This is a genomic window from Agrobacterium sp. CNPSo 2736, assembly GCF_004005385.1.
In the GTDB taxonomy this organism is placed as follows: Bacteria; Pseudomonadota; Alphaproteobacteria; order Rhizobiales; family Rhizobiaceae; genus Agrobacterium; species Agrobacterium leguminum.
In genome coordinates this window covers 97,608-123,111 of record NZ_RZTX01000017.1, presented here as the reverse complement: position 1 = coordinate 123,111, position 25,504 = coordinate 97,608, and the positions used below count along the sequence as shown (strand labels likewise).

Sequence of the window (25,504 nt, the reverse complement as noted above, 5' to 3'; positions counted from 1 at the left end):
CAGATTTGTATAAGCGACAGGCTCTTGCCGCTCTTGAAGATTCTGACAAGAAGATCGGTGAAGACGCGATCCGCGAGCTGATGGCTGCGGTTGACGCCTACATCCCGACGCCTGAGCGTCCGATCGACCAGCCGTTCCTGATGCCGATCGAAGACGTGTTCTCGATCTCGGGCCGTGGTACGGTTGTGACGGGTCGCGTTGAGCGCGGTATCGTCAAGGTTGGTGAAGAAGTCGAAATCGTCGGCATCCGTCCGACCTCGAAGACGACTGTTACCGGCGTTGAAATGTTCCGCAAGCTGCTCGACCAGGGCCAGGCCGGCGACAACATCGGCGCACTGGTTCGCGGTGTTAACCGTGACGGCGTCGAGCGTGGTCAGATCCTGTGCAAGCCGGGTTCTGTGAAGCCGCACAAGAAGTTCAAGGCCGAAGCCTACATCCTGACGAAGGAAGAAGGCGGCCGTCATACGCCGTTCTTCACGAACTACCGTCCGCAGTTCTACTTCCGCACGACGGACGTAACGGGCATCGTTACGCTTCCGGAAGGCACGGAAATGGTTATGCCTGGCGACAACGTCACCGTTGATGTCGAGCTGATCGTTCCGATCGCGATGGAAGAAAAGCTGCGCTTCGCTATCCGCGAAGGCGGCCGTACCGTCGGCGCCGGCATCGTTGCCTCGATCGTCGAGTAATTTCGACCTTTGAAATTCTGACTGGCGGCGGTGTGAATAACACCGCCGCCGGACTTTTGGTAAAAAGCCTGGCGGCGTTGCATTTTTAGTGCTTGAAAAATTCGGTGAAAGCGCGTAAACGCGCACTCACACTCACCGCTGGATTCGCAAGCGATTGCGAAACGCGGTGTTTTAGCAATACAGACAACTGAAATGATTGGGATGCGACAGCGCATTTCTCTCGATTTTTGAAAATCTGCGGCGCCACGATCAATAGAAGTTCATGTGTTTCCGCGTGCGGAAACGAATAACAAAGAACAAGGACAAGACGAATGAACGGCCAGAATATCCGTATCCGCCTCAAGGCGTTCGATCACCGGATCCTCGATGCCTCTACCCGTGAAATCGTGTCGACCGCAAAGCGCACCGGCGCCAGCGTTCGCGGCCCGGTTCCGCTCCCCACCCGCATCGAAAAGTTTACCGTCAACCGCTCTCCTCACGTTGACAAGAAGAGCCGTGAACAGTTCGAAATGCGGACGCACAAGCGTCTTCTCGATATCGTTGACCCCACCCCGCAGACTGTCGATGCTCTGATGAAGCTCGACCTCGCTGCTGGCGTTGACGTGGAAATCAAGCTCTGAGACCCGGCCCGATCCGTTAAAGGTGAGGGCTGAAGTAACAAGGCCGGACCTCACTTTTGGGTGAGGGCCAATAACAAGGAAGGTACGTGGAGTAATCCAACGACTTCCAAACCGGAGACCGGAAACATCGTGAGATGTCGAAGGGCACTCCTTAACAAAGGCCAGAGAGGGTTTTCCCTTCAAGGCTCGCAAGAGGATGAACCAATGCGTTCAGGTGTGATTGCACAGAAAGTGGGTATGACACGCGTCTATAACGACGCAGGTGAACATATCCCCGTAACAGTATTGCGACTGGATAACGTACAAGTCGTTGCCCAGCGCACGGAAGACAAGAATGGCTATACCGCAGTTCAGCTCGGTGCCGGCCAGTCCAAGGTCAAGAACACGACTAAGGCGCTTCGCGGTCATTTTGCCGCTGCCAATGTCGAACCGAAAGCCAAGCTCGTCGAGTTCCGGGTTTCCCCCGAGAACCTGATCGACATCGGTGCAACACTGACCGCAAATCATTTTCAGTCCGGCCAGCTGGTCGACGTCACTGGAACCACGATCGGTAAAGGTTTTGCCGGTGCTATGAAGCGTCACAACTTCGGTGGTGGCCGCGCTTCGCACGGTAACTCCGTATCGCACCGTGCACACGGTTCGACCGGTAACAACCAGGATCCGGGCCGCGTCTGGAAGGGCAAGCGCATGGCTGGTCATATGGGCCAGACGCGCGTTACGACCCAGAACCTCGAAGTCGTTTCGACCGATGAAGACCGTGGCCTCATCCTCGTGAAGGGTGCAGTTCCCGGCTCGAAGGGTTCCTGGATCATCGTCCGCGACGCCGTCAAGTCGGCTGCGAAGTAAGGGAGCCTTATCATGGAATTGAACGTCAAGACCCTCGAGGGAAAAGACGCCGGCAAGGTTTCTCTGTCGGATGAGATCTTCGGCCTCGACCCCCGCCAGGACATCCTGGCCCGCATGGTTCGCTGGCAGCTTGCAAAGAAGCAGCAGGGAACCCACAAGTCCAAGAACCGGTCGGAAGTTTCCCGCACCGGCGCGAAGATGTACAAGCAGAAGGGTACGGGCCGCGCTCGTCACCATTCGGCTCGCGCACCGCAGTTCCGCGGCGGCGGCAAGGCCCACGGCCCGGTCGTTCGCAGCCATGCACACGATCTTCCGAAGAAGGTTCGTGCGCTCGCTCTGCGTCACGCCCTGTCTGCAAAGCTGAAGGCTGAAGAACTGATCATCGTCGATCAGCTCGTCGCGTCCGAAGCAAAGACCAAGGCTCTGCTGGGAAGCTTCGCTTCGCTTGGCCTGACCAACGCTCTCGTTATCGGCGGCGCCGAACTTGATGGCAACTTCAAGCTCGCTGCTCAGAACATCCCGAATGTGGACGTTCTGCCGGTTCAGGGCATCAATGTTTACGACATCCTGCGCCGTGGCAAGCTGGTGCTTTCCAAGGCTGCTGTAGAGGCTCTGGAGGAGCGGTTCAAATGACGGATCTTCGCCACTACGATGTGATCGTATCTCCTTCGATCACGGAAAAGTCGACGCTGGTATCCGAACAGAACCAGGTCGTATTCAACGTCGCCAAGAATGCTTCCAAGCCTGAAATCAAGGCTGCCGTGGAAGCTCTCTTCGGCGTCAAAGTCACGGCTGTGAACACGCTTATCCGCAAGGGTAAGACCCGTCGTTTCCGTGGATTCGCCGGTAAGCTGAAGGACGTCAAGAAAGCCGTCGTCACGCTCGCCGAAGGTCAATCCATCGACGTGTCCACCGGACTCTAAAGGTTAGGCCCAAGCGGGCAAAGACCCAAAAGGGAACAAGAAAATGGCATTGAAAAGTTTCAATCCGACCACGCCGAGCCAGCGCCAGCTGGTTATCGTGGACCGCGCTTCGCTCTACAAGGGCAAGCCGGTAAAGGCTCTCACCCAGGGCCTCAGCTCCAAGGGTGGCCGTAACAACCAGGGCCGGATCACCGTCCGTTTCCAGGGTGGCGGTCACAAGCGGACCTACCGTCTGGTTGACTTCAAGCGTCGCAAGTTCGACGTAGAAGGCACCGTTGAGCGTCTGGAATACGACCCCAACCGCACCGCGTTCATCGCGCTGGTTACGTATACCGACGGCGAACAGGCTTACATTCTCGCGCCACAGCGTCTCGCTGCCGGTGACAAGGTGATCGCCTCCGACAAGGCAGTGGACGTGAAGCCCGGCAACACCATGCCGCTTCAGTACATTCCGGTCGGTTCGATCATCCATAACGTCGAGATGAAGCCGGGCAAGGGCGGTCAGATCGCCCGCTCCGCCGGTACGTATGTCCAGCTCGTCGGCCGCGATGCCGGCATGGCCATCCTGCGTCTCAACTCGGGCGAACAGCGTCTGGTGCACGGCTCCTGCCTCGCATCGATCGGTGCTGTTTCGAACTCGGACCACGCCAACATCAACGACGGCAAGGCCGGTCGTTCCCGTTGGCGCGGCAAGCGTCCGCACGTTCGCGGCGTCGTCATGAACCCGGTCGACCACCCGCACGGTGGTGGTGAAGGTCGCACGTCGGGTGGTCGCCACCCGGTTACTCCGTGGGGCAAGCCCACGAAGGGCAAGCGCACCCGTTCGAACAAGTCGACCGACAAGTTCATCATGCGCTCGCGCCATCAGCGTAAGAAGTAAGAGAGGTAGTCACTAATGGCTCGTTCAGTATGGAAAGGTCCGTTTGTTGACGGCTATCTTCTCACCAAGGCTGAGAAGGTGCGCGAGAGCGGACGTAACGAAGTAATCAAGATCTGGAGCCGTCGCTCCACGATCCTGCCGCAGTTCGTTGGTCTGACCTTCGGCGTCTACAACGGCAGCAAGCATGTGCCCGTCTCCGTCAACGAAGACATGGTCGGACACAAGTTCGGTGAATTCTCTCCGACCCGTACCTATTACGGTCACGGCGCGGACAAGAAGGCAAAGAGGAAGTAATCATGGCGAAGGCTAAGACCGAACGCCGGCTGAAGGACAACGAGGCTCAGGCCGTTGCCCGTACGCTCCGCGTCAGCCCCCAGAAACTGAACCTGGTTGCCGCTCTTATCCGTGGCAAGAAGGTTGATCGCGCTCTCGCCGAGCTCGAATTCTCCCGCAAGCGCATTGCAGGCACCGTCAAGAAGACGCTCGAATCTGCAATTGCCAATGCGGAAAACAACCACGACCTCGACGTCGACGCTCTCGTCGTCGCCGAGGCCTATGTTGGCAAGTCCATCACCATGAAGCGTTTCCACGCTCGTGGCCGTGGTCGTGCTTCCCGCATCGAAAAGCCGTTCGCTCACCTCACGATCGTTGTTCGTGAAGTTGAGGAAAAAGGGGAGGCCGCATAATGGGTCAGAAAATCAATCCGATCGGCTTCCGCCTCGGCATCAACCGTACCTGGGATAGCCGCTGGTACGCTGACACCGCAGAATACGGCAAGCTGCTGCATGAAGACCTGAAGATCCGGGCTTACCTGATCAAGGAACTCAAGCAGGCCGGTATCGCCAAGGTCGTCATCGAGCGTCCGCACAAGAAGTGCCGCGTCACGATCCACTCGGCTCGTCCGGGTCTGATCATCGGCAAGAAGGGTGCGGACATCGAGAAGCTTCGCAAGAAGCTTTCCGAGATGACCAACTCCGAAACGCACCTCAACATCGTTGAAGTGCGCAAGCCGGAAATCGACGCGACGCTGGTTGCCCAGTCGATCGCTCAGCAGCTCGAGCGCCGCGTGGCTTTCCGCCGTGCGATGAAGCGTGCTGTTCAGTCCGCAATGCGTCTTGGCGCCGAAGGCATCAAGATCACCTGCGGCGGCCGTCTCGGCGGTGCTGAAATCGCTCGTACCGAATGGTACCGCGAAGGTCGCGTTCCGCTGCACACGCTGCGTGCGGACATCGACTACGGCACGGCTGAAGCTGAAACCGCATTCGGCATTTGCGGCATCAAGGTCTGGATCTTCAAGGGCGAAATCCTTGAGCACGATCCGATGGCTTCTGAGCGTCGCGGTCTCGAAGGCGACGCACAGGGCCCTGCAAGCCGTGAGCGTGGCGATCGTGGCGATCGTCGTCGCGAAAACGCTTGATTGACGCTGGCGAAAGATAAGCTCGGAGAAGTAAGAAAATGTTGCAGCCAAAGCGTACTAAGTACCGTAAGCAGTTCAAGGGACGCATCAAGGGCGTCGCCAAGGGCGGCTTTGACCTGGCATTCGGTGAATTCGGCTTGAAGTCGCAGGAACCGAACCGCGTGAATGCACGCGAGATCGAAGCGGCCCGCCGCGCGATCACGCGTTACATGAAGCGCGCAGGTCGCGTGTGGATCCGCGTATTCCCCGACGTTCCGGTCACGGCCAAGCCGACCGAAGTTCGTATGGGTAAGGGCAAGGGTTCGGTCGATTACTGGGCATGCAAGGTCAAGCCCGGTCGTATGATGTTCGAGATCGACGGTGTGTCCGAGGAGATCGCCCGTGAGGCGCTTCGTCTCGGCGCTGCCAAGCTCTCGGTCAAGACGCGCTTCGTACAGCGCATCGCAGAGTAAGGAGCAAGGCACATGAAAGCCGATGAAGTTCGCGGCCTCAGCGCCGACCAGCTCAAGGACAAGCTCGCCGATCTGAAGAAGGAGCAGTTCAACCTGCGCTTCCAGAAGGCAACTGGTCAGCTGGAGAAGTCCTCGCGCATCAACGAAGTCCGCAAGGATATCGCCCGCGTTAAAACCATTGCCCGCCAGAAGGCGGCAGAAGCCAAGGCCTAAGGAAGAATAATATGCCGAAACGCATTCTGCAGGGCGTCGTTGTGTCCGACAAGAACGAGAAGACTGTCGTAGTTCGCGTTGAGCGTCGATTCGCTCACCCGCTGCTTCAGAAGACCGTTCGTCGTTCGAAGAAGTACAAGGCACACGACGAAAACAATCAGTATAAGGTCGGCGATGTCGTTTCCATCGAGGAATGCGCACCGATCTCCAAGGACAAGCGCTGGACGGTCGTTTCCGCCCAGGCTTAATTTCATCAGAATCGCGCCTTGTGTCTTGCACTTGGCGCGAATTCCTGTATGAAGCAGCGCAAGGACGCTCGTGACCCGAGCGTCTTTTGCTTTGATGCGCACGGAAGGTCCTTCGGGAAACCACCCTGTCACGACGTTTCCGCGCAAAAAAAGAGATATTCATAAGCTGGGGCAGGGGGCTCGCTCGGGAGAGTTTGCCCAACCGTTCCGGTAACAACAAGAAGGCGACCTGACATGATTCAGATGCAAACAAACCTCGACGTGGCGGATAATTCCGGCGCACGTCGTGTCATGTGCATCAAGGTGCTGGGCGGCTCGAAGCGCAAATATGCTTCTGTTGGCGACATTATTGTCGTTTCCATCAAGGAAGCTATTCCGCGCGGCCGCGTCAAGAAGGGCGACGTGATGAAGGCGGTTGTCGTGCGCACCGCCAAGGACATCCGCCGCGCTGACGGCAGCGTCATCCGTTTCGATAACAACGCAGCCGTTCTTATCGACAACAAGAAAGAGCCCATCGGCACCCGTATCTTCGGACCGGTTCCGCGCGAACTTCGCGCCAAGAACCACATGAAGATCATCTCGCTGGCTCCGGAAGTACTGTAAGGAGCGACAAGCGATGCAGAAGATTCGTAAAGGCGACAAGGTTGTCGTATTGACCGGTAAGGACAAGGGCCGTACCGGCGAAGTAATCCAGGTTTTGCCGAAGGAAGATCGGGCCGTTGTGCGTGGCGTTAACATGGTGAAGCGTCACCAGCGCCAGACCCAGGCCCAGGAAGCCGGCATCATCAACAAGGAAGCATCCTTGCACATCTCCAACATCGCCATCGTCGACAAGGATGGCAAGCCGACCCGCGTTGGCTTCTCTGTTGTGGATGGCAAGAAGGTCCGCGTGGCCAAGCGTTCGGGAGAAGTGATCGATGGCTGATAAGTACGAGCCGCGTCTCAAGACGGAATACGTTTCCCGTATCCGTGGCGCCATGCAGGAGAAGTTCTCCTACGCAAACGTCATGATGATCCCGAAGCTTGAAAAGATCGTGATCAACATGGGTGTTGGCGAAGCAACTGCCGACTCCAAGAAGCCCACGATTGCTGCCGGTGACCTGGCTGCGATTGCCGGCCAGAAGCCGGTCGTTACCCGCGCTCGCAACTCGATCGCTGGTTTCAAGGTTCGCGAAGGCATGCCGATCGGTGCGAAGGTTACCCTTCGTGGCGCCCGCATGTACGAATTCCTTGATCGTCTGGTCAACATCGCGCTGCCGCGCGTTCGCGACTTCCGGGGCCTGAACCCGAAGAGCTTTGACGGCCGTGGCAACTTCGCCATGGGCATCAAGGAACACATTGTGTTCCCTGAGATCAACTACGATAAGGTTGATCAGATGTGGGGCATGGACATCATCGTTTGCACGACGGCGACGTCGGACGACGAAGCTCGGGCTCTGCTGACAGAGTTCAACTTCCCGTTCCGTCACTAACCGTAACGACGAGCGTAGAAAAGGAACTCCGATATGGCGAAAACAAGCGCAGTTGAAAAGAACAAGCGCCGCCGCAAGTCGGTCGCCCAGCAGGCCGCCAAGCGCGCTGCTCTCAAGGCGATCGTTATGAACCAGTCCCTTCCGATCGAAGACCGGTTCAAGGCCACTCTGAAGCTCGCTTCGCTGCCGCGTGACGGCTCGAAGACGCGTATCCGCAACCGCTGCGAAGTAACGGGCCGTCCGCGCGCGTTCTATCGCAAGCTCAAGATGTCGCGTATCGCGCTTCGTGAGCTGGGCAATTCCGGCAAGGTGCCGGGCATTGTCAAGTCGAGCTGGTAAGGAGACGGGCACATGACCATGACTGATCCTTTGGGTGATATGCTCACCCGCATCCGCAATGGTGCTGCTCGCCGTAAGTCTTCGGTAAGCACGCCGGCTTCCAGCCTCCGCGCACGCGTTCTCGACGTGCTGCAGGCTGAAGGCTACATTCGCGGTTATTCCAAGGTCGATTTCGAAAACGGCAAGTCCGAATTCACGATCGAGCTGAAGTACTACGAAGGCGCGTCCGTGATCCGTGAGATCGGCCGCGTTTCCAAGCCGGGCCGCCGGGTTTATGTCTCGGTAAAGTCCATTCCGCAGGTCGCGAACGGCCTCGGCATCACCATCCTTTCGACCCCGAAGGGCGTGATGGCCGATCACCAGGCTCGCGAACAGAACGTTGGTGGCGAGGTTCTTTGCTCGGTCTTCTAAGACCCGAGCAAGGATCTCCATAACGAACAGACAGGATTGAATAATGTCTCGTATCGGTAAAAAGCCCGTTCCGGTTCCAGCAGGTGTGACGGCCAATGTCGACGGCCAGAAGGTTACTGCTAAGGGCCCGAAGGGTGAACTGTTTTTCGTCGCTAACGACGACATTCAGCTGAAGCTCGAAGATAACGGCGTTTCCGTAACGCCGGCTAACGGCACCAAGGAAGCTCGTTCGAAGTGGGGCATGTCCCGCACGATGATCGAGAACATCTTCAAGGGTGTTAAGGACGGCTATGAGCGCAAGCTCGAAATCAACGGCGTCGGTTACCGTGCCGCCATGCAGGGCAAGAACCTGCAGCTGGCTCTCGGCTTCTCGCACGATGTTGTTTACGAGCCTCCGGTCGGCATCACCATTGCCGTTCCGAAGCCGACGGAAATCATCGTTTCCGGCATCAACAAGCAGCAGGTTGGCCAGGTAGCCGCGGAAATCCGCGAATACCGCGGTCCCGAGCCCTACAAGGGCAAGGGCGTGAAGTACGCTGAAGAGCGTATTGTCCGCAAAGAAGGCAAGAAGAAGTAAGGATCACGCGAAATGGCTAGCAGGAAAGAAGCACTTGCACGTCGCGCGAGCCGTGTGCGCCGCCAGATCAAGGCGGTTGCCAACGGCCGCCCGCGCCTGTCGGTTCATCGCTCGTCGAAGAACATCTACGCCCAGATCATCGATGACGTTGCTGGCAAGACGCTTGCGTCTGCCTCCACGCTCGAAGCCGATCTGCGCGGCTCGCTCAAGACCGGCGCCGACGTTGCAGCAGCAACTGTCGTAGGCAAGCTGGTTGCCGAGCGTGGCGTCAAGGCTGGCGTCAAGGATGTCGTATTCGACCGTGGCGCGTTCATCTACCACGGCCGCATCAAGGCCCTGGCAGACGCTGCCCGCGAAGGCGGCCTGAACTTCTGATTTTTTTCCGCCCGGACAACGATCCGGGCGGAATTTCACCGGACCATGCGGATCTCTTCATCGGGACCGCTGGTCTTTTCGTTTGCCGTTCCACCCGTAAAAGAAAAAGGACAAGGACAATGGCACAGGATAAAAGAGGTTCCCGCGAAGAGCGTCAGAACCGCGAAGAGCGCGATAGCGAATTCGTCGACAAGCTGGTCGCGATTAACCGCGTTGCAAAGGTTGTTAAGGGTGGCCGTCGCTTCGGCTTCGCCGCTCTCGTCGTCGTTGGCGACCAGAAGGGCCGCGTTGGCTTCGGTCACGGCAAGGCTCGTGAAGTTCCGGAAGCGATCCGCAAGGCAACTGAAAGCGCAAAGCGCGATCTGATCTTCGTTCCGCTGCGCGATGGCCGCACGCTGCACCACGACGTCAATGGCCGTCACGGCGCAGGCAAGGTTCTGCTGCGTTCGGCCAAGGCCGGTACCGGTATCATCGCCGGTGGTCCGATGCGCGCCGTTTTCGAAACGCTCGGCGTTCATGACGTTGTTGCAAAGTCGACCGGTTCGTCGAACCCGTACAACATGGTTCGCGCTACGTTCGACGCTCTGAAGCATCAGGTTCATCCGAAGGACATCGCTGCACAGCGCGGTCTGAAGTATGCGACCCTTCAGGCTCGTCGTGCCGCTTCCGGCAACGCTTCTGAAGAATAAGGAGCTGGATCATGGCCAAGAAAACTACTGAAGCCAAGAAGACTGTTACGGTCGAACAGATCGGCAGCCCTATTCGCCGCCCGGCAATCCAGCGTCAGACGCTGGTCGGTCTGGGTCTCAACAAGATGCATCGTCAGCGCACCCTGGAAGACACTCCGGCGGTTCGCGGCATGATCCGTGCGGTCCAGCATCTCGTTCGCGTCGTTGACGAGAAGTGAGACGGAGTAACCTATCATGAAACTCAATGAAATCAGAGACAACGAAGGCGCCTCCAAGGATCGTATCCGCGTAGGTCGCGGTATCGGTTCCGGCAAGGGCAAGACCGGTGGTCGCGGTGTGAAGGGCCAGAAGGCTCGTTCGGGCGTCGCCATCAACGGTTTCGAAGGCGGTCAGATGCCCATCTACCGTCGTCTGCCGAAGCGCGGTTTCAACAACATCTTCGCTTCCGAATATGTTGTCGTATCGCTCGGCCGCATTCAGACCGCCATCGACGCCAAGAAGCTTGACGCTTCCGCAACGATCGATGCCGCTGCTCTCAAGGCTGCCGGCGTTATCCGCCGCGCCAAGGACGGCGTACGCATTCTCGCCGACGGCGAGCTGAAGGCCAAGGTCGCTTTCGAAGTTGCCGGCGCTTCCAAGCCCGCAATCGAAAAGATCGAAAAGGCTGGCGGTTCGATCAAGCTTCTCGCAGTTGCAGCAGAAGCCGCCGAGTAATATATAGACTTCAGACGCCCGGGGCTCGTCGCTCCGGGCGTTTGCGCTCCCTGGCCTATGGTGCTTTCGATCTAAATCGATTTATAGAGCATCAGGGCAATCTCTTTGCGGTGTGCTTCCACGGCCCCGCTTGCGGCAGAAAGTGCTGCAGGGAGAGCCTCACAGTTCTTGAACTTCCGTAGGGGAGGGGATAGGACATAAAAAACAGGGTGAGGCATGATGGCGGCTCAGAGCCGCGTTTGTCCGAAGCCCGGTTTTGACCAGTATCTTTTAGACCTTTCCGCATCGGCCGGTTGCGCTGGCTGGCAAGGGTCATTCGGAGAAATTTATGGCTTCAGCAGCGGAACAACTGGCTTCGAACCTGAATTTTTCGACCTTCGCTAAGGCGGAGGATTTGAAAAAGCGTCTCTGGTTTACTCTTGCCGCACTTCTCGTCTACCGTCTCGGCACCCACATTCCGCTTCCGGGCCTGAACCCCGAAGCCTATGCGCAGGCCTTCCGTGGCCAGGCCAACGGTATTCTCGGTCTTTTCAACATGTTTGCGGGTGGCGCCGTCGAGCGCATGGCGATTTTCGCGCTCGGCATCATGCCTTACATCTCCGCTTCGATCATCGTGCAGCTCATGACCTCGGTCGTGCCTTCGCTCGAAGCGTTGAAGAAGGAAGGCGAAGCCGGCCGCAAGATCATCAACCAGTATACGCGCTACGGCACGGTGCTGCTCGGCACGCTGCAGGCCTATGGCATTGCGGTCGGCCTCGAAAGCGGCAACGGTCTCGTGGTCGATCCGGGCTGGTTCTTCCGCATTTCCACCGTCATCACACTGCTCGGCGGCACGATGTTCCTGATGTGGCTCGGCGAGCAGATCACCTCGCGCGGTATCGGCAACGGTATTTCGCTGATCATCTTCGCGGGCATCGCCGCAGGCCTGCCCAAGGCGCTGGCCGGGACGCTGGAACTCGGCCGTACCGGTGCGCTTTCCACCCCGCTCATCCTGACGGTCGTTGTGGTCGCCATCGGCGTCATCGCGCTCATCGTCTTCGTGGAGCGCGCGCAGCGCCGCCTGTTGATCCAATATCCGAAGCGACAGGTCGGCAATCGCATGTTCCAGGGCGATACCTCGCATCTGCCGCTGAAGCTCAACACGGCCGGCGTCATTCCCGCGATCTTCGCATCGTCGCTGCTGCTGCTGCCGGCAACGGCTGCGGGTTTTGCCGGAAACACCAACCTGCCGGGCTGGGCAACCTCGATCATCGCGTCGCTGCAGCACGGACAGCCGCTGTTCATGGCGCTTTACGGCCTGCTGATCGCGTTCTTCGCGTTTTTCTATACGGCGATCGTCTTCAATCCGAAGGACACCGCAGATAACCTCAAGAAGCATGGTGGCTTCATTCCGGGCATCCGTCCGGGCGAGCGCACCGCGGAGTACATCGATTACGTCCTGACCCGCATCACCGTGGTCGGCGCGATTTATCTTGTCTTCGTCTGTATCCTTCCTGAGACACTTATCGCACGCACGGGCATTCCATTAGCCCTTGGTGGTACTTCGCTTTTGATCGTTGTCAGTGTAACTCTGGACACGGTTGCGCAAATTCAGGGCCACCTGATCGCGCAGCAGTATGAAGGGCTGATCAAGAAGTCGAAGTTGCGTGGAGGAAAGAGGGGACGATGAGACTGATATTTTTGGGTCCGCCGGGTGCGGGCAAGGGAACCCAGGCCAAGCGGCTGACGGACAAGTACGGGATCCCGCAGCTTTCCACCGGTGACATGCTTCGCGCTGCGGTCAGCGCGGGCACCGAAATCGGCAAACGCGCCAAGGCCGTCATGGACGCCGGCGGGCTTGTTTCCGACGATATCGTCAATCAGATCGTTTCCGAACGCATCGAAGCACCGGACTGTGCCAAGGGCTTTATTCTCGACGGCTATCCGCGCACCGTTCCGCAGGCCAAGGCGCTTGCTGACAACATGCGCAAGAAGAATCTGGTCCTCGATGCCGTCATCGAACTCAAGGTGGACGAAGAGGCGCTGATTCGCCGAATCGAAAACCGCGTGGCTGAAACCATTGCCGCCGGCGGTACGGTTCGCTCGGACGACAATCCGGAAGCGTTCCGCAAGCGCCTGACGGAATATCGCGAAAAGACCGCGCCGCTGTCCGCCTATTACAGCGAACAGGGCGAGCTCGTGACGCTGGATGGCATGGCTGACGTCGATGCCGTCACCGAGGCTATCGAGCGCGTTCTCGAGAAAGCCTCCGCCTGATTGACGGAGCGGATGGGCGAGGCTGTTGCGCTCTTGCCCATATCTCGCTTGCGCATGGCGGCTGATCCTTTGGATCGTAAAAGAATCTTGGCGGAGCCGGTTGCTTTTTTGCGCTGATTCCGTTAAACACCGCGCCAACTCGCGACATCCCAAGCGACTGGCGCGGATTTCCCTTAGGGAAGGGAGATCCGGGTTCGGTCGTTTTGACTTGTCACGGACACCAATTTGAACTGGCGGTCTTGTCGGCCGCTCGAATGGAATCACCACTTGCCGGATGGCAACTGGAACCAAGGAGAAGAGACGTGGCACGTATCGCTGGCGTCAACATCCCGACCGCGAAGCGCGTTGTTATTGCGCTGACCTACATTCACGGGATCGGTCCGAAATTCGCGCAGGAAATCATGGACAAGGTCGGTCTTCCGGCTGACAAGCGCGTTCATCAGCTGACGGATGCTGAAGTTCTTCAGATCCGCGAAGCCATCGACCGCGACTACCAGGTCGAAGGCGACCTGCGTCGTGAGACCTCGATGAACATCAAGCGTCTGATGGACCTCGGTTGCTACCGCGGCCTGCGTCACCGTCGTGGCCTTCCGGTCCGCGGTCAGCGCACGCACACCAACGCCCGCACCCGCAAGGGTCCGGCGAAGGCTATCGCTGGTAAGAAGAAGTAATTTTCCGGTTCTCCGGAAAGGGGAGGCTGGTGCAGTCCGCGCCAGCCTTTCTGAGTTTGGCGTGAAGCCCCGATGGGGTTGATCGCCGGTGTAGCCGCTGGTGTTACGGCGGTGAAGAGATCAATGAAAGGTATAAAATGGCCAAGGAAGCCGCACGTATTCGCCGTCGCGAACGTAAGAACATCACGTCGGGCGTTGCGCACGTCAACTCGACCTTCAACAACACGATGATCACCATCACCGACGCACAGGGCAATGCTATTGCTTGGTCGTCCGCTGGTGCCAAGGGCTTCAAGGGTTCGCGCAAGTCGACTCCGTTCGCTGCCCAGATCGCTGCTGAAGATTGCGCGAAGAAGGCTCAGGAACACGGCATGAAGTCGCTTGAAGTTGAAGTTTGTGGTCCGGGTTCCGGCCGTGAATCGGCACTTCGCGCCCTGCAGGCTGCCGGTTTCATGATCACTTCCATTCGCGACGTGACGCCGATCCCGCACAACGGTTGCCGTCCGCGCAAGAAGCGCCGCGTCTGACGCGACCGTGGTTCGGAAATTCCGCCTTACCTCAGGTCTGGCGGAATTTTCGTGTATCTGGCGTGTGCGCGTCGATTTCGATCGGCGGACTTGCGCTCAAGAACCCACCGATGAACCGCTGAATTAGGTTCCTCTCGGTGTTTTCATGCTCGGTCCGTCACGATTGGATGGTGGCGGCGAACGGAAGGTTTAAAGATGATTCAGAAGAACTGGCAGGAACTTATCAAGCCGAACAAGGTCGAGTTCACCTCGTCCAGCCGCACCAAGGCAACGCTGGTTGCCGAGCCGCTGGAGCGTGGTTTCGGTCTTACCCTCGGCAACGCGCTGCGTCGCGTTCTGTTGTCTTCTCTGCGTGGCGCCGCTGTGACGGCCGTGCAGATCGACGGTGTCCTGCACGAATTCTCCTCCATCCCCGGCGTTCGGGAAGATGTGACGGATATCGTGCTCAACATCAAGGAAATCGCCATCAAGATGGACGGCGATGATTCCAAGCGCATGGTCGTGCGCAAGCAGGGTCCGGGTGCCGTGACCGCTGGTGACATCCAGACGGTTGGCGATATCGAGATTCTGAACCCCGACCACGTGATCTGCACGCTGGACGATGGCGCTGAAATCCGCATGGAATTCACCGTCAACAACGGCAAGGGTTACGTACCGGCTGAGCGCAACCGCGCGGAAGATGCCCCGATTGGCCTCATTCCGGTGGACAGCCTCTATTCTCCGGTCAAGAAAGTGTCCTACAAGGTGGAAAACACCCGTGAAGGTCAGGTTCTCGACTATGACAAGCTGATCATGACGATCGAGACCAACGGTTCGGTTTCCGGCGAAGACGCCGTTGCCTTCGCCGCTCGCATTCTTCAGGACCAGCTCGGCGTCTTCGTCAACTTCGACGAGCCGCAGAAGGAAGCAGAAGAAGAATCGGTTACCGAACTCGCGTTCAACCCGGCGCTTCTCAAGAAGGTCGACGAGCTCGAGCTGTCCGTTCGTTCGGCAAACTGCCTGAAGAACGACAACATCGTTTATATCGGCGACTTGATCCAGAAGACCGAAGCCGAAATGCTTCGCACGCCGAACTTCGGTCGCAAGTCGCTGAACGAAATCAAGGAAGTTCTCGCTTCCATGGGTCTGCACCTCGGCATGGAAGTGCCGGCATGGCCGCCTGAGAACATCGAAGATCTCGCAAAGCGTTACGAAGACCAGTACTAACAATCAAAAAGGCAGACCCTTTAAAGACTGCCTTTCCCCGTCAAACAGCAGGTAAGTCACCTGCATGTGCCAGGAAACGGCAGGCCTTAGAGAAGGAACCTGCGTAGAAGGAGAATAGCAATGCGCCACGGTAATTCAGGCCGCAAGCTCAATAGAACCGCCAGCCACCGCAAGGCAATGTTTGCCAACATGGCTGCTTCGCTCATCACCCATGAGCAGATCGTAACCACGCTTCCGAAGGCGAAGGAAATTCGCCCCATCGTTGAGAAGCTCGTCACCCTCGGCAAGCGCGGCGACCTGCACGCTCGTCGTCAGGCGATCTCGCAGATCAAGGATCAGGACGCCGTTCGCAAGCTGTTCGACGCGATCGCAGCCCGCTACGCAAACCGCAACGGCGGCTACCTGCGTATCATGAAGGCCGGCTTCCGCCAGGGCGACAATGCCGCTCTCGCCGTCATCGAATTCGTCGAGCGCGACGTTGACGCCAAGGGCGCAGCCGACAAGGCTCGCGTTGCCGCTGAAGCTGCTGCTGCCGAAGCTGCATAAGGTTTGACGCCGTTCAGGCGTCATGAGTTAAAAAAGCCGGGCGAGAGATTGCCCGGCTTTTTTTGTTGCTTCACTTTCCGGATTTAAGGCTGTCGACCCGGCAAGTAGCGGCTGATTTGACGAATAAGGTCAGCAAGTGTGGCTATCAGAACAATGCGGTCCGAAACATGATGCGCGAGCCAGAGCCTTTGCAGGTCTTCTTCTTTAACGTCGTCGTTCTCAATGCGTTCAACAAGCCCTGATAACGCCTGCCGATGAGCACTGTTCAAGGCGCGGCCAATTCGAGCAGGGTCGAAAGCCGCGCCAGTTGCCATTGTGTTGAATATTTCGGAGAGAGCCGTTTGACCGGAAATGGAGATTTCAGGGCGGTGGGCAGTTCGGAGGTTTTGATCGGTCGGCTTCATGATCGTGATGGGCGTTGCAGAGAGTTCCTGTCAGCGCGTCTCCCCCGCTTCCTTGCCATGATCGAGGGCCGCAACGGCCGATAGCCGAGCAATACCACCATCGTGCCGATATAAAACACCGGCTCCAGCGTTATCGACTTTCGCGCCAGCACGAAATGCAGCACGCCGACGATGAGCACGAGATAGACGAGTTTGTGCAGCGTGTTCCAGCGGCTGCCGAGTTTGCGGATCGACCAGCGGTTGGAGGTGAGCGCCAGCGGTATGAGCATGAGAAGGCCGGCCATGCCGAGCATGATATAGGGGCGCTTCAGTATATCGCCGGCGATGGAGCCGAGGATCAGGCCGCGGTCCAGCACCAGATAGACGGTGAAATGCGCAAGCACGTAATAAAAGGCGATCAGCCCCAGCGCGCGGCGATAGGCGATGAGGTTGATGTTGAAGAGATCGCGCAGCGGCGTCACCAGAAGCCCGAGGCAGAGGAAGCGCAGCGCCCAGATGCCGAGCAGGTGCTCGAAATCCTTGACCGGATTGAAGCCGAGGCCGCCGGTTGCCGCGAGATAGAAATACCAGAGGCCCGGACAGAGGCCGATCGCATAAAGCGACCAGATGGCTGCCGGCTGGTAACGCTTCGGCAGCGAAGGAAGAGGCAGGGCGAAGGCCATGGTCAATAATTCGCTTTCAGATCCATGCCGGTATAAAGGCTCGCCACCTCGTCATAGCCGTTGAACATCAGGGTAGGGCGGTTCTGGGTGCCAAAGAAACCGCCTTCGCCGATGCGCTGTTCCGTCGCCTGGCTCCAGCGCGGATGATCGACATTCGGATTGACGTTGGAATAGAAGCCGTATTCGCGGGCGTTGGAGTTTTTCCACGTCGTTTCCGGCTGTTTCTCGACCAGCGAAATGCGGACGATGGATTTGATGCCTTTGAAACCGTATTTCCATGGAACGACGAGGCGGATCGGTGCACCGTTCTGGTTGGGCAGGGTCTCTCCATAAAGGCCGACGGCGAGAATGGTGAGCGGATGGCGCGCTTCGTCGAGGCGAAGCCCCTCGACATAGGGCCAGGAGAGAGGCTGAAAGAGGCCGCTTTGCCCCGGCATTTCGTCCGGCCGCACCACGGTTTCGAAAGCGACATATTTCGCGCTGCCAAGCGGCTCCACCTTGTCGAGAAGGGCGGCGAGCGGGAAGCCGATCCACGGAACGACCATCGACCAGCCCTCGACACAGCGCATGCGGTAAGTGCGCTCTTCGAGGGGATATTTCATCAGCTCTTCGATGCCGAATTCCTGCGGTTTGGAGACGAGGCCATCCACCTTCACCGTCCAGGGGGTAGGCTTGAACTTGCCGGAATTTTCCTTCGGATCGGATTTTCCGACGCCGAATTCGTAGAAATTATTATAGCTGGTGACAGCATCGAGCGGGGTGAGCTTCTCATCCAGCTTGTAGGCGCCGGGTTTTGCGGAAAGCGGCGCGGCAACAGCCTCGCGCCCGGCCAGCCCGATTGCGGCCAGCCCCGCCGCCGTGCCGAGAAAGCCACGTCTGGACAGGTAGATATTCTTCGGCGTGATTTCATTTGCCGAGATGAGGGGCGGACGATAGGCGGGCATTGGAACCTCCACAAAAGCCGGGTACATCGGCGATAAATCGATTATGATAGCCAATACGGCCGCTGCACAGATATGTTTCAGTGCTCTGCGGAAAAACAACGGTGGGGCGGCGGAAATCGCGCATTTGTGATGAAGGCGCGGCCGGATAGCACGATGAAGAGAAAGCGTACCGTACCGAACCGTACTGTTTTGCCCCAAGGTGACAGTGACAGGGCTTGCGGTTTGCGCTAGAAAAACCGCAAAATAGGGCAGAGGCCGTTTTGACCGCGCTGCGGAAGACGCGTCTTCGCCCAAGAGATTGAGGAAAACACCATGCCAGCCTATCGCTCCAGAACGACAACCCACGGCCGCAACATGGCGGGCGCGCGCGGCCTTTGGCGCGCTACCGGCATGAAGGACAGCGATTTCGGCAAGCCGATCATCGCGGTGGTCAATTCCTTCACGCAGTTCGTGCCGGGACATGTGCATCTGAAGGATCTCGGCCAGCTCGTTGCCCGCGAAATCGAGGCGGCCGGCGGTGTGGCCAAGGAATTCAACACCATCGCGGTCGATGACGGTATCGCCATGGGCCATGACGGCATGCTCTATTCGCTGCCGTCGCGCGAGATCATCGCGGATTCGGTGGAATATATGGTCAATGCCCATTGCGCCGATGCAATGGTGTGCATTTCCAACTGCGACAAGATCACCCCCGGCATGCTGAATGCGGCGATGCGCCTCAACATCCCCGCAGTCTTCGTTTCCGGCGGTCCGATGGAGGCCGGCAAGGTCGTCCTGCACGGTAAGACGGTGGCGCTCGATCTGGTCGACGCCATGGTCGCGGCTGCAGACGACAAGATTTCCGACGAGGATGTGAAGGTCATCGAGCGTTCGGCCTGCCCGACCTGCGGTTCCTGTTCCGGCATGTTCACGGCCAATTCCATGAACTGTCTGACCGAGGCGCTGGGTCTGTCGCTGCCCGGCAACGGTTCGACGCTTGCCACCCATTCCGATCGCAAGCGGCTGTTCGTCGAAGCCGGTCACCTGATCGTCGATCTGGCGCGCCGTTATTATGAGCAGGAGGACGAAACCGTCCTGCCGCGCACCATCGCCAACAAGGCGGCGTTCGAAAACGCCATGTCGCTGGATATCGCCATGGGCGGTTCCACCAACACGGTGCTGCATATTCTGGCGGCGGCGCATGAGGGCGGCGTCGATTTCGGCATGGAAGACATCGACCGTCTTTCCCGCAAGGTTCCCTGCCTTTCCAAGGTCGCGCCCGCCAAGCAGGACGTGCATATGGAAGACGTTCACCGCGCCGGCGGCATCATGCGTATTCTCGGCGAGCTGGAACGCGGTGGGCTCATCAATCGCGATACCTATACCGTTCATGAGGCGACGCTGGGCGACGCCATCGACCGCTGGGACATCACCCGCACCAACAGCGAGACGGTGCGCCAGTTCTTCAAGGCCGCCCCCGGCGGCGTGCCGACGCAGGTGGCCTTCAGCCAGTCCTCGCGCTGGGACGATCTGGATACGGACGGCGAAAACGGCGTCATCCGCTCGGTCGAGAAGCCTTTCTCCAAGGATGGCGGTCTGGCCGTGCTTTACGGCAACATCGCGCTTGACGGCTGCATCGTGAAGACGGCGGGCGTCGATGAATCCATCCTGAAATTCACCGGCCCGGCAGTGGTTTACGAAAGTCAGGATGCGGCGGTGAAGGGCATTCTCGGCAACGAGGTCAAGGCGGGCGACGTCGTCGTCATCCGTTACGAAGGGCCGAAGGGCGGGCCGGGCATGCAGGAAATGCTCTATCCGACCAGTTACCTGAAATCCAAGGGCCTCGGCAAAGCCTGTGCGCTGATTACCGACGGCCGTTTCTCCGGCGGCACCTCCGGCCTTTCCATCGGTCACGCCTCGCCGGAAGCGGCGCAGGGCGGCGCCATCGGCCTCGTGCGTCAGGGCGATCTGATCGAGATCGACATTCCGAACCGCACCATCAACCTGAAGGTCACCGATGCAGAGCTGGCTTCGCGCCGCGCCGAGCAGGAAGAACTGGGCTGGAAGCCGGAAGCGCCACGCAAGCGCAATGTCACGACGGCGCTGAAGGCCTATGCGGCCTTTGCTTCCAGCGCGGACAAGGGTGCAGTGCGGATTCTGCCGGAGTAATTTCCGGATTTGCGAGATGATAAAAAGCCGCCGTTGATAAACGGCGGCTTTTTTGTGCCGATCACTCTTTGTCGAGCCGATAAGGTCGAAGCGGCACGATTTTCCGCCGTTGCCTGCAAAAGGCATTTGCACGGCCGGTCGCAACAAAGCCCAGCTTGTCCATCATTTTAAAAGGCCGCAGGACAAGGCGTGATGATTTCAGTTGCGGCATCGTTTCCTGTCTTTGCATTTGCGGCAGGGCAATAGTCCTCAAGATCAGAAACTGATTCAAGCGCTTTGCATCTCGATTCCGGAATGCAGGCCAACGCCCTGTTTTCATAGAGATTTCGCGAGACCATCGAATTGGGTGTGGAAATCCGGTGCTTGAAATCAGGTCACATTGGAGTGATTGGCGGCGTTTCCTCTTTTCATCGCCGTATGGCTTCCTAGCTCAGTGACATGAAAAGACGAACCGCACTTGCCCTTATCGCCTCCTTGCCTTTAGCCCCGCTTGCCCGTGCGCAAAGCACCGGCAATGGCATCCGTTTCGATCCGTTGCTGCGGGAGGCGGATGCGCTTTCCAGCCTCAAGGCGATCATTGTCAGCATCGATGGCGTTGAGGTCGCGAGCCGCGCTTATCACGGCGCCGGTTTGAACGGCTCCACCAATATCAAGTCGGCCTCGAAATCGATCATCTCGGCGCTGGTCGGCATGGCCATCGATCGCAAGATTCTCGAAAGCGCCGACCAGCCGATCGCGACCGTTCTGCGCGGCGATTTTCCGCAAAATCCCGATCCCCGGCTGGAACGGATCACCGTCGGCAACCTGCTGTCGATGCAATCCGGCCTGGAGCGCATGTCCGGCCCGAATTACGGCCGCTGGGTCGCCAGCCGCAACTGGGTGCGGATGGCGCTGGGTTCCGGTTTTGCCGGGGAACCGGGCGGCGGCATGCTTTATTCCACCGGCTCCACCCATCTGCTCTCGGCGATACTGACAAAAGCTTCAGGCCGTTCGACGCTGTCGCTTGCGCGCGACTGGTTCCGTCCGCTCGAAGGATTTTCCATCGGCGGCTGGGAGCGCGATCCGCAGGGCATCTATCTCGGCGGCAACCAGATGGCGATGACGGCGCGGTCTTTGCTGGCCTTCGGCGAGCTTTATCGCCTAGGCGGCGTGACACCCGGCGGTGAGCGGTTGATTTCTCAGGGCTGGATCGAGCAATCGTGGCGGCAACGTACCAATTCCGTCTTCAACGGCGACGGCTATGGCTATTGCTGGTTCATCAAGGAGATGGCAGGCGAGATGGTCTATTATGCCTGGGGTTATGGCGGCCAGATGCTCTATATCGTACCCGCCAGACGGCTATCGGTTGTGATGACCTCTCGCGAGGACGCACCTTCCGCCCGAACCGGTTATCGTGACCAGTTGCATGGCCTTATGGAAAACATCATCCGGGCGGTGTGAGGAGGTCAGAGCGGCCGGTTGATGCTCTGGAACGCCTCTCCGAGACGTTTCATGCGTTCCTCGTAAGCGCTGGTAAGGCAGGCAACGTCCGCTGCGCATTCCTGGCGTTTCTTCAGCCACTGGCTCTGCTCGTCGCGCAGCGTGTCGCGTGCGCCCATGGCCATCAGCTGGGTGAGGATGTCGAAGGTGGTGGCCATCTTCACATCCTGATCGTTCAGCGTGCGGTTGTCGCAGATCGCCTTTTCATCCGCGGCCAGATCGGTCTTTGCGCAATCGAAGCTCGCCGCGCTGGCCAGCGAAGCGAAAGAGGGGGAGAGGAGGATGCCGCAGGCAAGGAGGATCGGTTTCAGATGCATGGGTCGTCTCTTTTTAAGGAAAGTCAGGTGCCGGTGAAACCGAAAAGGGGCGCTGTTGGTTCCAATGTCGCCCACCGATCCATGCCTGGAAAAGGACGGCCATCATCTTGCCGCTCTTTGCTTTACAGGCTTTGGCGTTATAACTCCATCATACTGATGACGATGAGGAATCACATGCGAAGCGTGTTGAAGTATCTGTCCACCGGCTTTCTCGCCGCACTCATTCTCCTGCCCGTGGGTGCTGCGGCGCAGGATAACAGGACCGTGCCGTCGAGCCACACGGAAATGCAGCTTTCCTTCGCGCCGCTGGTCAAGCGCACCGCAGGCGCGGTGGTGAATGTCTATGCCGAACGCGTCGTGCAGCGGCGTCTGTCGCCCTTTGCCGGTGATCCTTTCTTCGAACAGTTCTTCGGTCAGCAGATGCCGAACCGCACGGAAAAGCAGTCGTCGCTCGGCTCCGGCGTGATCGTGACCGCCGGCGGCCTCGTGGTGACCAACAATCACGTCATCGACGGTGCCGATGACATCAAGGTGGCGCTGGCGGATGGGCGTGAGTTCTCCTCCAAGGTGCTGCTGAAGGATGACCGCGTCGATCTCGCCATTCTGCAGATCGATGCGAAGGAGCAGTTCCCGGTGCTGTCGCTCGGCAATTCCGATGCGATTGAAGTGGGTGATCTGGTGCTGGCCATCGGCAATCCCTTCGGTGTCGGCCAGACGGTGACGAGCGGCATCGTCTCGGGTCTGGCACGCAACCAGGTCACGCAGGGCGATTTCGGCTTCTTCATCCAGACCGACGCTTCCATCAATCCCGGCAATTCCGGCGGCGCATTGATGAACATGGCGGGCGAGCTGATCGGCATCAATACGGCCATATTCTCCAAGGGCGGCGGCTCGAACGGTATCGGTTTTGCCATTCCCGCCAATCTGGTCAGGGTTTTCGTCGCTGCCGCCGAGCGTGGCGATGCGAGCTTCGAGCGACCCTATATCGGCGCGACCTTCGATCCGGTGACATCGGATGTCGCCGAGGCGCTTGGCCTGCATCGCGCCCGCGGTGCGCTGGTCGTCAGTGTCATCAAGGACGGTCCGGCGGAGAAGGCGGGTATCGAGCCGGGGCAGGTTGTCACCGCCGTCAATGGCCTGGAGGTGGAGCATCCGGATGCGTTGGGTTATCGCCTGACGACCGCCGGCATCGGCAAATCCGCCGAACTGACTGTCATGGACAAGGGGAAAGAGAAAAAGGTGACCATCGCGCTCGATACCGCGCCGGAAACCGCGCCGCGCGATGAACGGCTGATCGAGGGCCGCAATCCCTTTGCCGGTGCGACTGTCGCCAATCTTTCGCCGAAGCTTGCCGATGAATTGCGCATGCCCTCGCAGGTGACCGGCGTTGTCATTACCGATGTGAAGCGCGGCTCGCCGGCCTATCGTGTCGGTTTCCAGCCGAAAGATGTGATCCTGTCGCTGAACGGCGCGGATATCGGCACCACCGCTGCGGTTGAGAAGGCGCTGGATGACAATCCCGGATTCTGGCGCGTGGAAATCCTGCGTGACGGACAGCGCATCCGGCAGTTCCTGCGATGAGCGACGATCTCTTCGCCCCGCAAGTGCCCGTGGAGGTCGCCAACCGGCGGCCTCTCGCCGATCGTCTGCGTCCGAAGACGCTGGCGGAGGTGAGCGGGCAGCCGCATCTGACGGGCGAGGAGGGTGTGCTGCGCCGTATGATCGAAAGCGGGTCGCTGGGATCAATGATCTTCTGGGGACCGCCCGGCACCGGCAAGACAACGGTTGCCCGCCTGCTTTCCGGCGAGGCGGGTCTGGCTTTCGAGCAGATCTCGGCGATCTTTTCCGGTGTCGCCGATCTCAAGAAGGTTTTCGAAGCGGCGCGCGCACGGCGGATGAATGGCCGGCAGACGCTGCTTTTCGTAGACGAAATTCATCGCTTCAACCGCGCCCAGCAGGATAGCTTCCTGCCGGTCATGGAAGACGGCACCATCATTCTGGTAGGCGCCACCACCGAAAACCCGTCTTTCGAACTCAATGCCGCTCTGTTGTCGCGGGCGCGTGTGTTGACATTCCGCTCGCATGACGAGGAGAGCCTGAGCGAGCTTCTGAAGCGTGCCGAGGAGGCGGAGGGCAAGTCGCTGCCGCTGACGGAAGAGGCACGGGCCAGTCTGATCCGTATGGCCGATGGCGATGGCCGCGCCGTGCTGACGCTCGCCGAAGAGGTGTGGCGGGCGGCGAGGAAAGATGAGACCTTCGATACCGAAGGGCTGACGCGCATCGTGCAGCGCCGTGCGCCCGTCTACGACAAGAGCCAGGACGGCCATTACAATCTCATTTCCGCGCTGCATAAATCCGTGCGCGGTTCGGACCCGGATGCCGCGCTTTATTATCTTGCCCGCATGTTCGATGCCGGCGAAGACCCGCTCTATATCGGCCGGCGGCTGGTGCGCATGGCGGTGGAGGATATCGGCCTTGCCGATCCGCAGGCGCTCGCCGTCTGCAATGCCGCCAAGGATGCCTATGATTATCTGGGCTCACCCGAAGGTGAACTGGCGCTGGCGCAGGCTTGCGTCTATCTCGCGACCGCGCCGAAATCGAACGCCGTTTATACCGCCTTTAAATCGGCGATGCGGGCGGCCAAGGAAAACGGCTCGCTGGTGCCGCCGAAACATATTCTGAACGCGCCGACCAAGCTCATGAAGGGTGAGGGTTATGGCGACGGTTACCGCTACGACCATGACGAGCCGGATGCCTTTTCCGGACAGGACTATTTCCCGGAAAAAATGGGGCGCACGACCTTTTACGATCCGCCGGATCGGGGTTTCGAACGGGAAATCCGCAAGCGTCTGGACTGGTGGGCGAAGCTGCGTCGCGAGCGTGGATCGCGCTAGCATTTTACGCGCCTGCGCCGAAACCGTATCGCGGTCGATCTTAAGAAAAAGATTCAGGCCGCTGGCAAAAAGAGTCGCGAAACCGCGACAACTCGCTGTTTTTTAAGGAAGATCAGGATGCCTTGCGATGCTGTGCGGCCTGCGGCTGCGCGGGCAGCATCTTGACCGAGGATTCCGCCAGGCCGCTATGGCCTTCGGCATCGATCACCAGATGCCAGTGCAATGTCTCGGGAATGGCGATGCGGATCGGCGATTTTTTCGCGACGCCGCCGAGATATTTGAAATCGAGCAGTTCGGTGAAACGCTGGAAATTCGCGCCCGTCATCAGCCGGACATTGTTGACGGCTGACAGGGATATTTCAAGGGTAGTTCCTGCCCGCAATTCCTTCAGGTCATAATGCGTATAGCGAAAATTCGGCCGGGCCATCGCGCCCTCCCTGTAAAGTAATTTCGGTCAAAGAGGATAGGGGCCGCACGGTTAACGGTGTCTTTAAATGCCGCCGGCCGGTTTGAAAATTCACGCTTGCTGTGCCTGTCTGGCATGATGGCGCCAAGGAGTATGAGCATATAAGAACAATACCAACG

Annotated in this window: 38 protein-coding genes; 32 read left to right on the top strand and 6 right to left on the bottom strand. The window is 58.9% G+C overall.

The genetic code is table 11. The features are described from left to right. From EM858_RS22705 to rplQ, 28 genes are all read left to right on the top strand, one after another. Positions 1-689 (top strand): EF-Tu/IF-2/RF-3 family GTPase (locus EM858_RS22705; protein WP_245483036.1); only part of this gene is annotated, 689 nt, incomplete at its 5' end. 311 nt (positions 690-1,000) lie between these two features. After that, a complete protein-coding gene (rpsJ, locus tag EM858_RS22700) occupies positions 1,001-1,309 on the top strand; it encodes a 30S ribosomal protein S10 (protein WP_003507767.1) in 309 nt (102 codons plus the stop codon). Positions 1,310-1,513: 204 nt separating this feature from the next. Continuing rightward, the gene (rplC, locus tag EM858_RS22695; protein WP_003507769.1) at positions 1,514-2,155 is read left to right on the top strand and encodes a 50S ribosomal protein L3; all 642 of its coding nucleotides are present in this window, start codon (positions 1,514-1,516) and stop codon (positions 2,153-2,155) included. Between the two features lie 12 nt (positions 2,156-2,167). Continuing rightward, complete coding sequence (gene rplD, locus EM858_RS22690) at positions 2,168-2,788, top strand: 50S ribosomal protein L4 (RefSeq protein WP_003495173.1); 621 nt, start codon at positions 2,168-2,170, stop codon at positions 2,786-2,788. Continuing rightward, entirely contained in the window at positions 2,785-3,078 is a 294-nt protein-coding gene (locus EM858_RS22685; RefSeq protein ID WP_003521003.1) for a 50S ribosomal protein L23, read from the top strand. The genes rplD and EM858_RS22685 overlap by 4 nt, the downstream gene beginning before the upstream one ends. A 43-nt stretch (positions 3,079-3,121) precedes the next feature. Then, a complete protein-coding gene (gene rplB / locus EM858_RS22680; protein WP_003521004.1) occupies positions 3,122-3,958 on the top strand; it encodes a 50S ribosomal protein L2 in 837 nt (278 codons plus the stop codon). Positions 3,959-3,973: 15 nt separating this feature from the next. Beyond that, positions 3,974-4,252, top strand: a complete 279-nt coding sequence (gene rpsS, locus EM858_RS22675) for a 30S ribosomal protein S19 (protein WP_003507772.1) — start codon at positions 3,974-3,976, stop codon at positions 4,250-4,252. A gap of 2 nt (positions 4,253-4,254) precedes the next feature. Continuing rightward, positions 4,255-4,644, top strand: a complete 390-nt coding sequence (rplV, locus tag EM858_RS22670; RefSeq protein WP_003521005.1) for a 50S ribosomal protein L22 — start codon at positions 4,255-4,257, stop codon at positions 4,642-4,644. After that, positions 4,644-5,375, top strand: a complete 732-nt coding sequence (gene rpsC, locus EM858_RS22665; RefSeq protein ID WP_004442600.1) for a 30S ribosomal protein S3 — start codon at positions 4,644-4,646, stop codon at positions 5,373-5,375. Before rplV ends, rpsC begins: the two co-directional genes overlap by 1 nt. 38 nt (positions 5,376-5,413) lie before the next feature. Next, positions 5,414-5,827 carry a 50S ribosomal protein L16 gene (gene rplP / locus EM858_RS22660; protein WP_003495190.1) on the top strand — a complete coding sequence of 138 codons (414 nt, stop codon included), beginning with the start codon at positions 5,414-5,416 and terminating at the stop codon, positions 5,825-5,827. Positions 5,828-5,839: 12 nt separating this feature from the next. Continuing rightward, positions 5,840-6,040: a 50S ribosomal protein L29 gene (rpmC, locus tag EM858_RS22655; protein ID WP_003495193.1), complete on the top strand. Its 201-nt coding sequence runs from the start codon at positions 5,840-5,842 to the stop codon at positions 6,038-6,040. Positions 6,041-6,051: 11 nt separating this feature from the next. After that, complete coding sequence (gene rpsQ, locus EM858_RS22650) at positions 6,052-6,288, top strand: 30S ribosomal protein S17 (protein WP_003495195.1); 237 nt, start codon at positions 6,052-6,054, stop codon at positions 6,286-6,288. 234 nt (positions 6,289-6,522) lie between these two features. Beyond that, the gene (gene rplN, locus EM858_RS22645; RefSeq protein ID WP_003495199.1) at positions 6,523-6,891 is read left to right on the top strand and encodes a 50S ribosomal protein L14; all 369 of its coding nucleotides are present in this window, start codon (positions 6,523-6,525) and stop codon (positions 6,889-6,891) included. A 13-nt stretch (positions 6,892-6,904) separates the two neighbouring features. Then, entirely contained in the window at positions 6,905-7,213 is a 309-nt protein-coding gene (gene rplX, locus EM858_RS22640) for a 50S ribosomal protein L24 (RefSeq protein WP_003521006.1), read from the top strand. Further along, entirely contained in the window at positions 7,206-7,760 is a 555-nt protein-coding gene (rplE, locus tag EM858_RS22635) for a 50S ribosomal protein L5 (protein ID WP_003495201.1), read from the top strand. Before rplX ends, rplE begins: the two co-directional genes overlap by 8 nt. Positions 7,761-7,793: 33 nt before the next feature. After that, entirely contained in the window at positions 7,794-8,099 is a 306-nt protein-coding gene (gene rpsN / locus EM858_RS22630) for a 30S ribosomal protein S14 (RefSeq protein WP_003507785.1), read from the top strand. A 12-nt stretch (positions 8,100-8,111) separates the two neighbouring features. Continuing rightward, the gene (rpsH, locus tag EM858_RS22625; RefSeq protein ID WP_003521007.1) at positions 8,112-8,510 is read left to right on the top strand and encodes a 30S ribosomal protein S8; all 399 of its coding nucleotides are present in this window, start codon (positions 8,112-8,114) and stop codon (positions 8,508-8,510) included. Between the two features lie 43 nt (positions 8,511-8,553). Then, positions 8,554-9,087 (top strand): 50S ribosomal protein L6, encoded by a 534-nt coding sequence (rplF, locus tag EM858_RS22620; protein WP_003495204.1) that lies wholly within the window; start codon positions 8,554-8,556, stop codon positions 9,085-9,087. Positions 9,088-9,099: 12 nt separating this feature from the next. Further along, positions 9,100-9,462, top strand: coding sequence for a 50S ribosomal protein L18 (gene rplR, locus EM858_RS22615; RefSeq protein WP_003521008.1), 363 nt, complete (start codon positions 9,100-9,102; stop codon positions 9,460-9,462). A 119-nt stretch (positions 9,463-9,581) separates the two neighbouring features. After that, the gene (rpsE, locus tag EM858_RS22610) at positions 9,582-10,151 is read left to right on the top strand and encodes a 30S ribosomal protein S5 (RefSeq protein ID WP_004442585.1); all 570 of its coding nucleotides are present in this window, start codon (positions 9,582-9,584) and stop codon (positions 10,149-10,151) included. Between the two features lie 11 nt (positions 10,152-10,162). Continuing rightward, entirely contained in the window at positions 10,163-10,369 is a 207-nt protein-coding gene (gene rpmD, locus EM858_RS22605; protein WP_003495212.1) for a 50S ribosomal protein L30, read from the top strand. Between the two features lie 16 nt (positions 10,370-10,385). Then, a complete protein-coding gene (gene rplO, locus EM858_RS22600; protein WP_003521009.1) occupies positions 10,386-10,865 on the top strand; it encodes a 50S ribosomal protein L15 in 480 nt (159 codons plus the stop codon). A 328-nt stretch (positions 10,866-11,193) separates the two neighbouring features. Beyond that, positions 11,194-12,534 carry a preprotein translocase subunit SecY gene (gene secY, locus EM858_RS22595; protein WP_003521010.1) on the top strand — a complete coding sequence of 447 codons (1,341 nt, stop codon included), beginning with the start codon at positions 11,194-11,196 and terminating at the stop codon, positions 12,532-12,534. Beyond that, positions 12,531-13,121: an adenylate kinase gene (locus EM858_RS22590; RefSeq protein WP_003507790.1), complete on the top strand. Its 591-nt coding sequence runs from the start codon at positions 12,531-12,533 to the stop codon at positions 13,119-13,121. The genes secY and EM858_RS22590 overlap by 4 nt, the downstream gene beginning before the upstream one ends. Before the next feature lie 302 nt (positions 13,122-13,423). Further along, positions 13,424-13,792: a 30S ribosomal protein S13 gene (gene rpsM, locus EM858_RS22585; protein ID WP_003516122.1), complete on the top strand. Its 369-nt coding sequence runs from the start codon at positions 13,424-13,426 to the stop codon at positions 13,790-13,792. Positions 13,793-13,929: 137 nt separating this feature from the next. Then, positions 13,930-14,319 (top strand): 30S ribosomal protein S11, encoded by a 390-nt coding sequence (rpsK, locus tag EM858_RS22580; protein WP_003521013.1) that lies wholly within the window; start codon positions 13,930-13,932, stop codon positions 14,317-14,319. 195 nt (positions 14,320-14,514) lie between these two features. Continuing rightward, positions 14,515-15,525, top strand: a complete 1,011-nt coding sequence (locus tag EM858_RS22575; protein WP_003495228.1) for a DNA-directed RNA polymerase subunit alpha — start codon at positions 14,515-14,517, stop codon at positions 15,523-15,525. 120 nt (positions 15,526-15,645) lie between these two features. After that, complete coding sequence (gene rplQ, locus EM858_RS22570; RefSeq protein WP_003521014.1) at positions 15,646-16,071, top strand: 50S ribosomal protein L17; 426 nt, start codon at positions 15,646-15,648, stop codon at positions 16,069-16,071. Between the two features lie 83 nt (positions 16,072-16,154). Here the strand turns inward: rplQ and EM858_RS22565 are convergent, their stop codons facing one another. The 3 genes from EM858_RS22565 to msrP are packed head-to-tail and all read right to left on the bottom strand — an operon-like array spanning position 16,155 to position 18,081. Beyond that, positions 16,155-16,475 carry a hypothetical protein gene (locus EM858_RS22565; protein ID WP_127758030.1) on the bottom strand — a complete coding sequence of 107 codons (321 nt, stop codon included), beginning with the start codon at positions 16,473-16,475 and terminating at the stop codon, positions 16,155-16,157. Beyond that, positions 16,472-17,137, bottom strand: a complete 666-nt coding sequence (msrQ, locus tag EM858_RS22560) for a protein-methionine-sulfoxide reductase heme-binding subunit MsrQ (protein WP_127758029.1) — start codon at positions 17,135-17,137, stop codon at positions 16,472-16,474. Before msrQ ends, EM858_RS22565 begins: the two co-directional genes overlap by 4 nt. A gap of 2 nt (positions 17,138-17,139) precedes the next feature. Then, positions 17,140-18,081, bottom strand: coding sequence for a protein-methionine-sulfoxide reductase catalytic subunit MsrP (gene msrP / locus EM858_RS22555; RefSeq protein ID WP_127758028.1), 942 nt, complete (start codon positions 18,079-18,081; stop codon positions 17,140-17,142). Positions 18,082-18,393: 312 nt separating this feature from the next. Here msrP and ilvD point away from each other — a divergent pair, with 312 nt between their 5' ends. After that, positions 18,394-20,229, top strand: a complete 1,836-nt coding sequence (ilvD, locus tag EM858_RS22550; RefSeq protein WP_003521018.1) for a dihydroxy-acid dehydratase — start codon at positions 18,394-18,396, stop codon at positions 20,227-20,229. A gap of 61 nt (positions 20,230-20,290) precedes the next feature. Here the strand turns inward: ilvD and EM858_RS22545 are convergent, their stop codons facing one another. After that, positions 20,291-20,548: a hypothetical protein gene (locus EM858_RS22545; RefSeq protein ID WP_127758027.1), complete on the bottom strand. Its 258-nt coding sequence runs from the start codon at positions 20,546-20,548 to the stop codon at positions 20,291-20,293. 119 nt (positions 20,549-20,667) lie between these two features. On the opposite strand from EM858_RS22545, the gene EM858_RS22540 reads away from it, so the two are divergent. Then, entirely contained in the window at positions 20,668-21,669 is a 1,002-nt protein-coding gene (locus EM858_RS22540; protein ID WP_127758026.1) for a serine hydrolase, read from the top strand. 5 nt (positions 21,670-21,674) lie between these two features. On the opposite strand, the gene EM858_RS22535 is transcribed toward EM858_RS22540, so the two are convergent. Beyond that, positions 21,675-22,025 carry a hypothetical protein gene (locus EM858_RS22535; protein ID WP_080816653.1) on the bottom strand — a complete coding sequence of 117 codons (351 nt, stop codon included), beginning with the start codon at positions 22,023-22,025 and terminating at the stop codon, positions 21,675-21,677. A 174-nt stretch (positions 22,026-22,199) separates the two neighbouring features. Here EM858_RS22535 and EM858_RS22530 point away from each other — a divergent pair, with 174 nt between their 5' ends. Next, positions 22,200-23,606 carry a DegQ family serine endoprotease gene (locus EM858_RS22530; RefSeq protein ID WP_127758025.1) on the top strand — a complete coding sequence of 469 codons (1,407 nt, stop codon included), beginning with the start codon at positions 22,200-22,202 and terminating at the stop codon, positions 23,604-23,606. Continuing rightward, a complete protein-coding gene (locus EM858_RS22525; protein ID WP_127758024.1) occupies positions 23,603-24,919 on the top strand; it encodes a replication-associated recombination protein A in 1,317 nt (438 codons plus the stop codon). The genes EM858_RS22530 and EM858_RS22525 overlap by 4 nt, the downstream gene beginning before the upstream one ends. Before the next feature lie 112 nt (positions 24,920-25,031). On the opposite strand, the gene EM858_RS22520 is transcribed toward EM858_RS22525, so the two are convergent. Beyond that, positions 25,032-25,346, bottom strand: a complete 315-nt coding sequence (locus tag EM858_RS22520; RefSeq protein WP_127758023.1) for a DUF1883 domain-containing protein — start codon at positions 25,344-25,346, stop codon at positions 25,032-25,034. Positions 25,347-25,504: the final 158 nt, after the last annotated feature.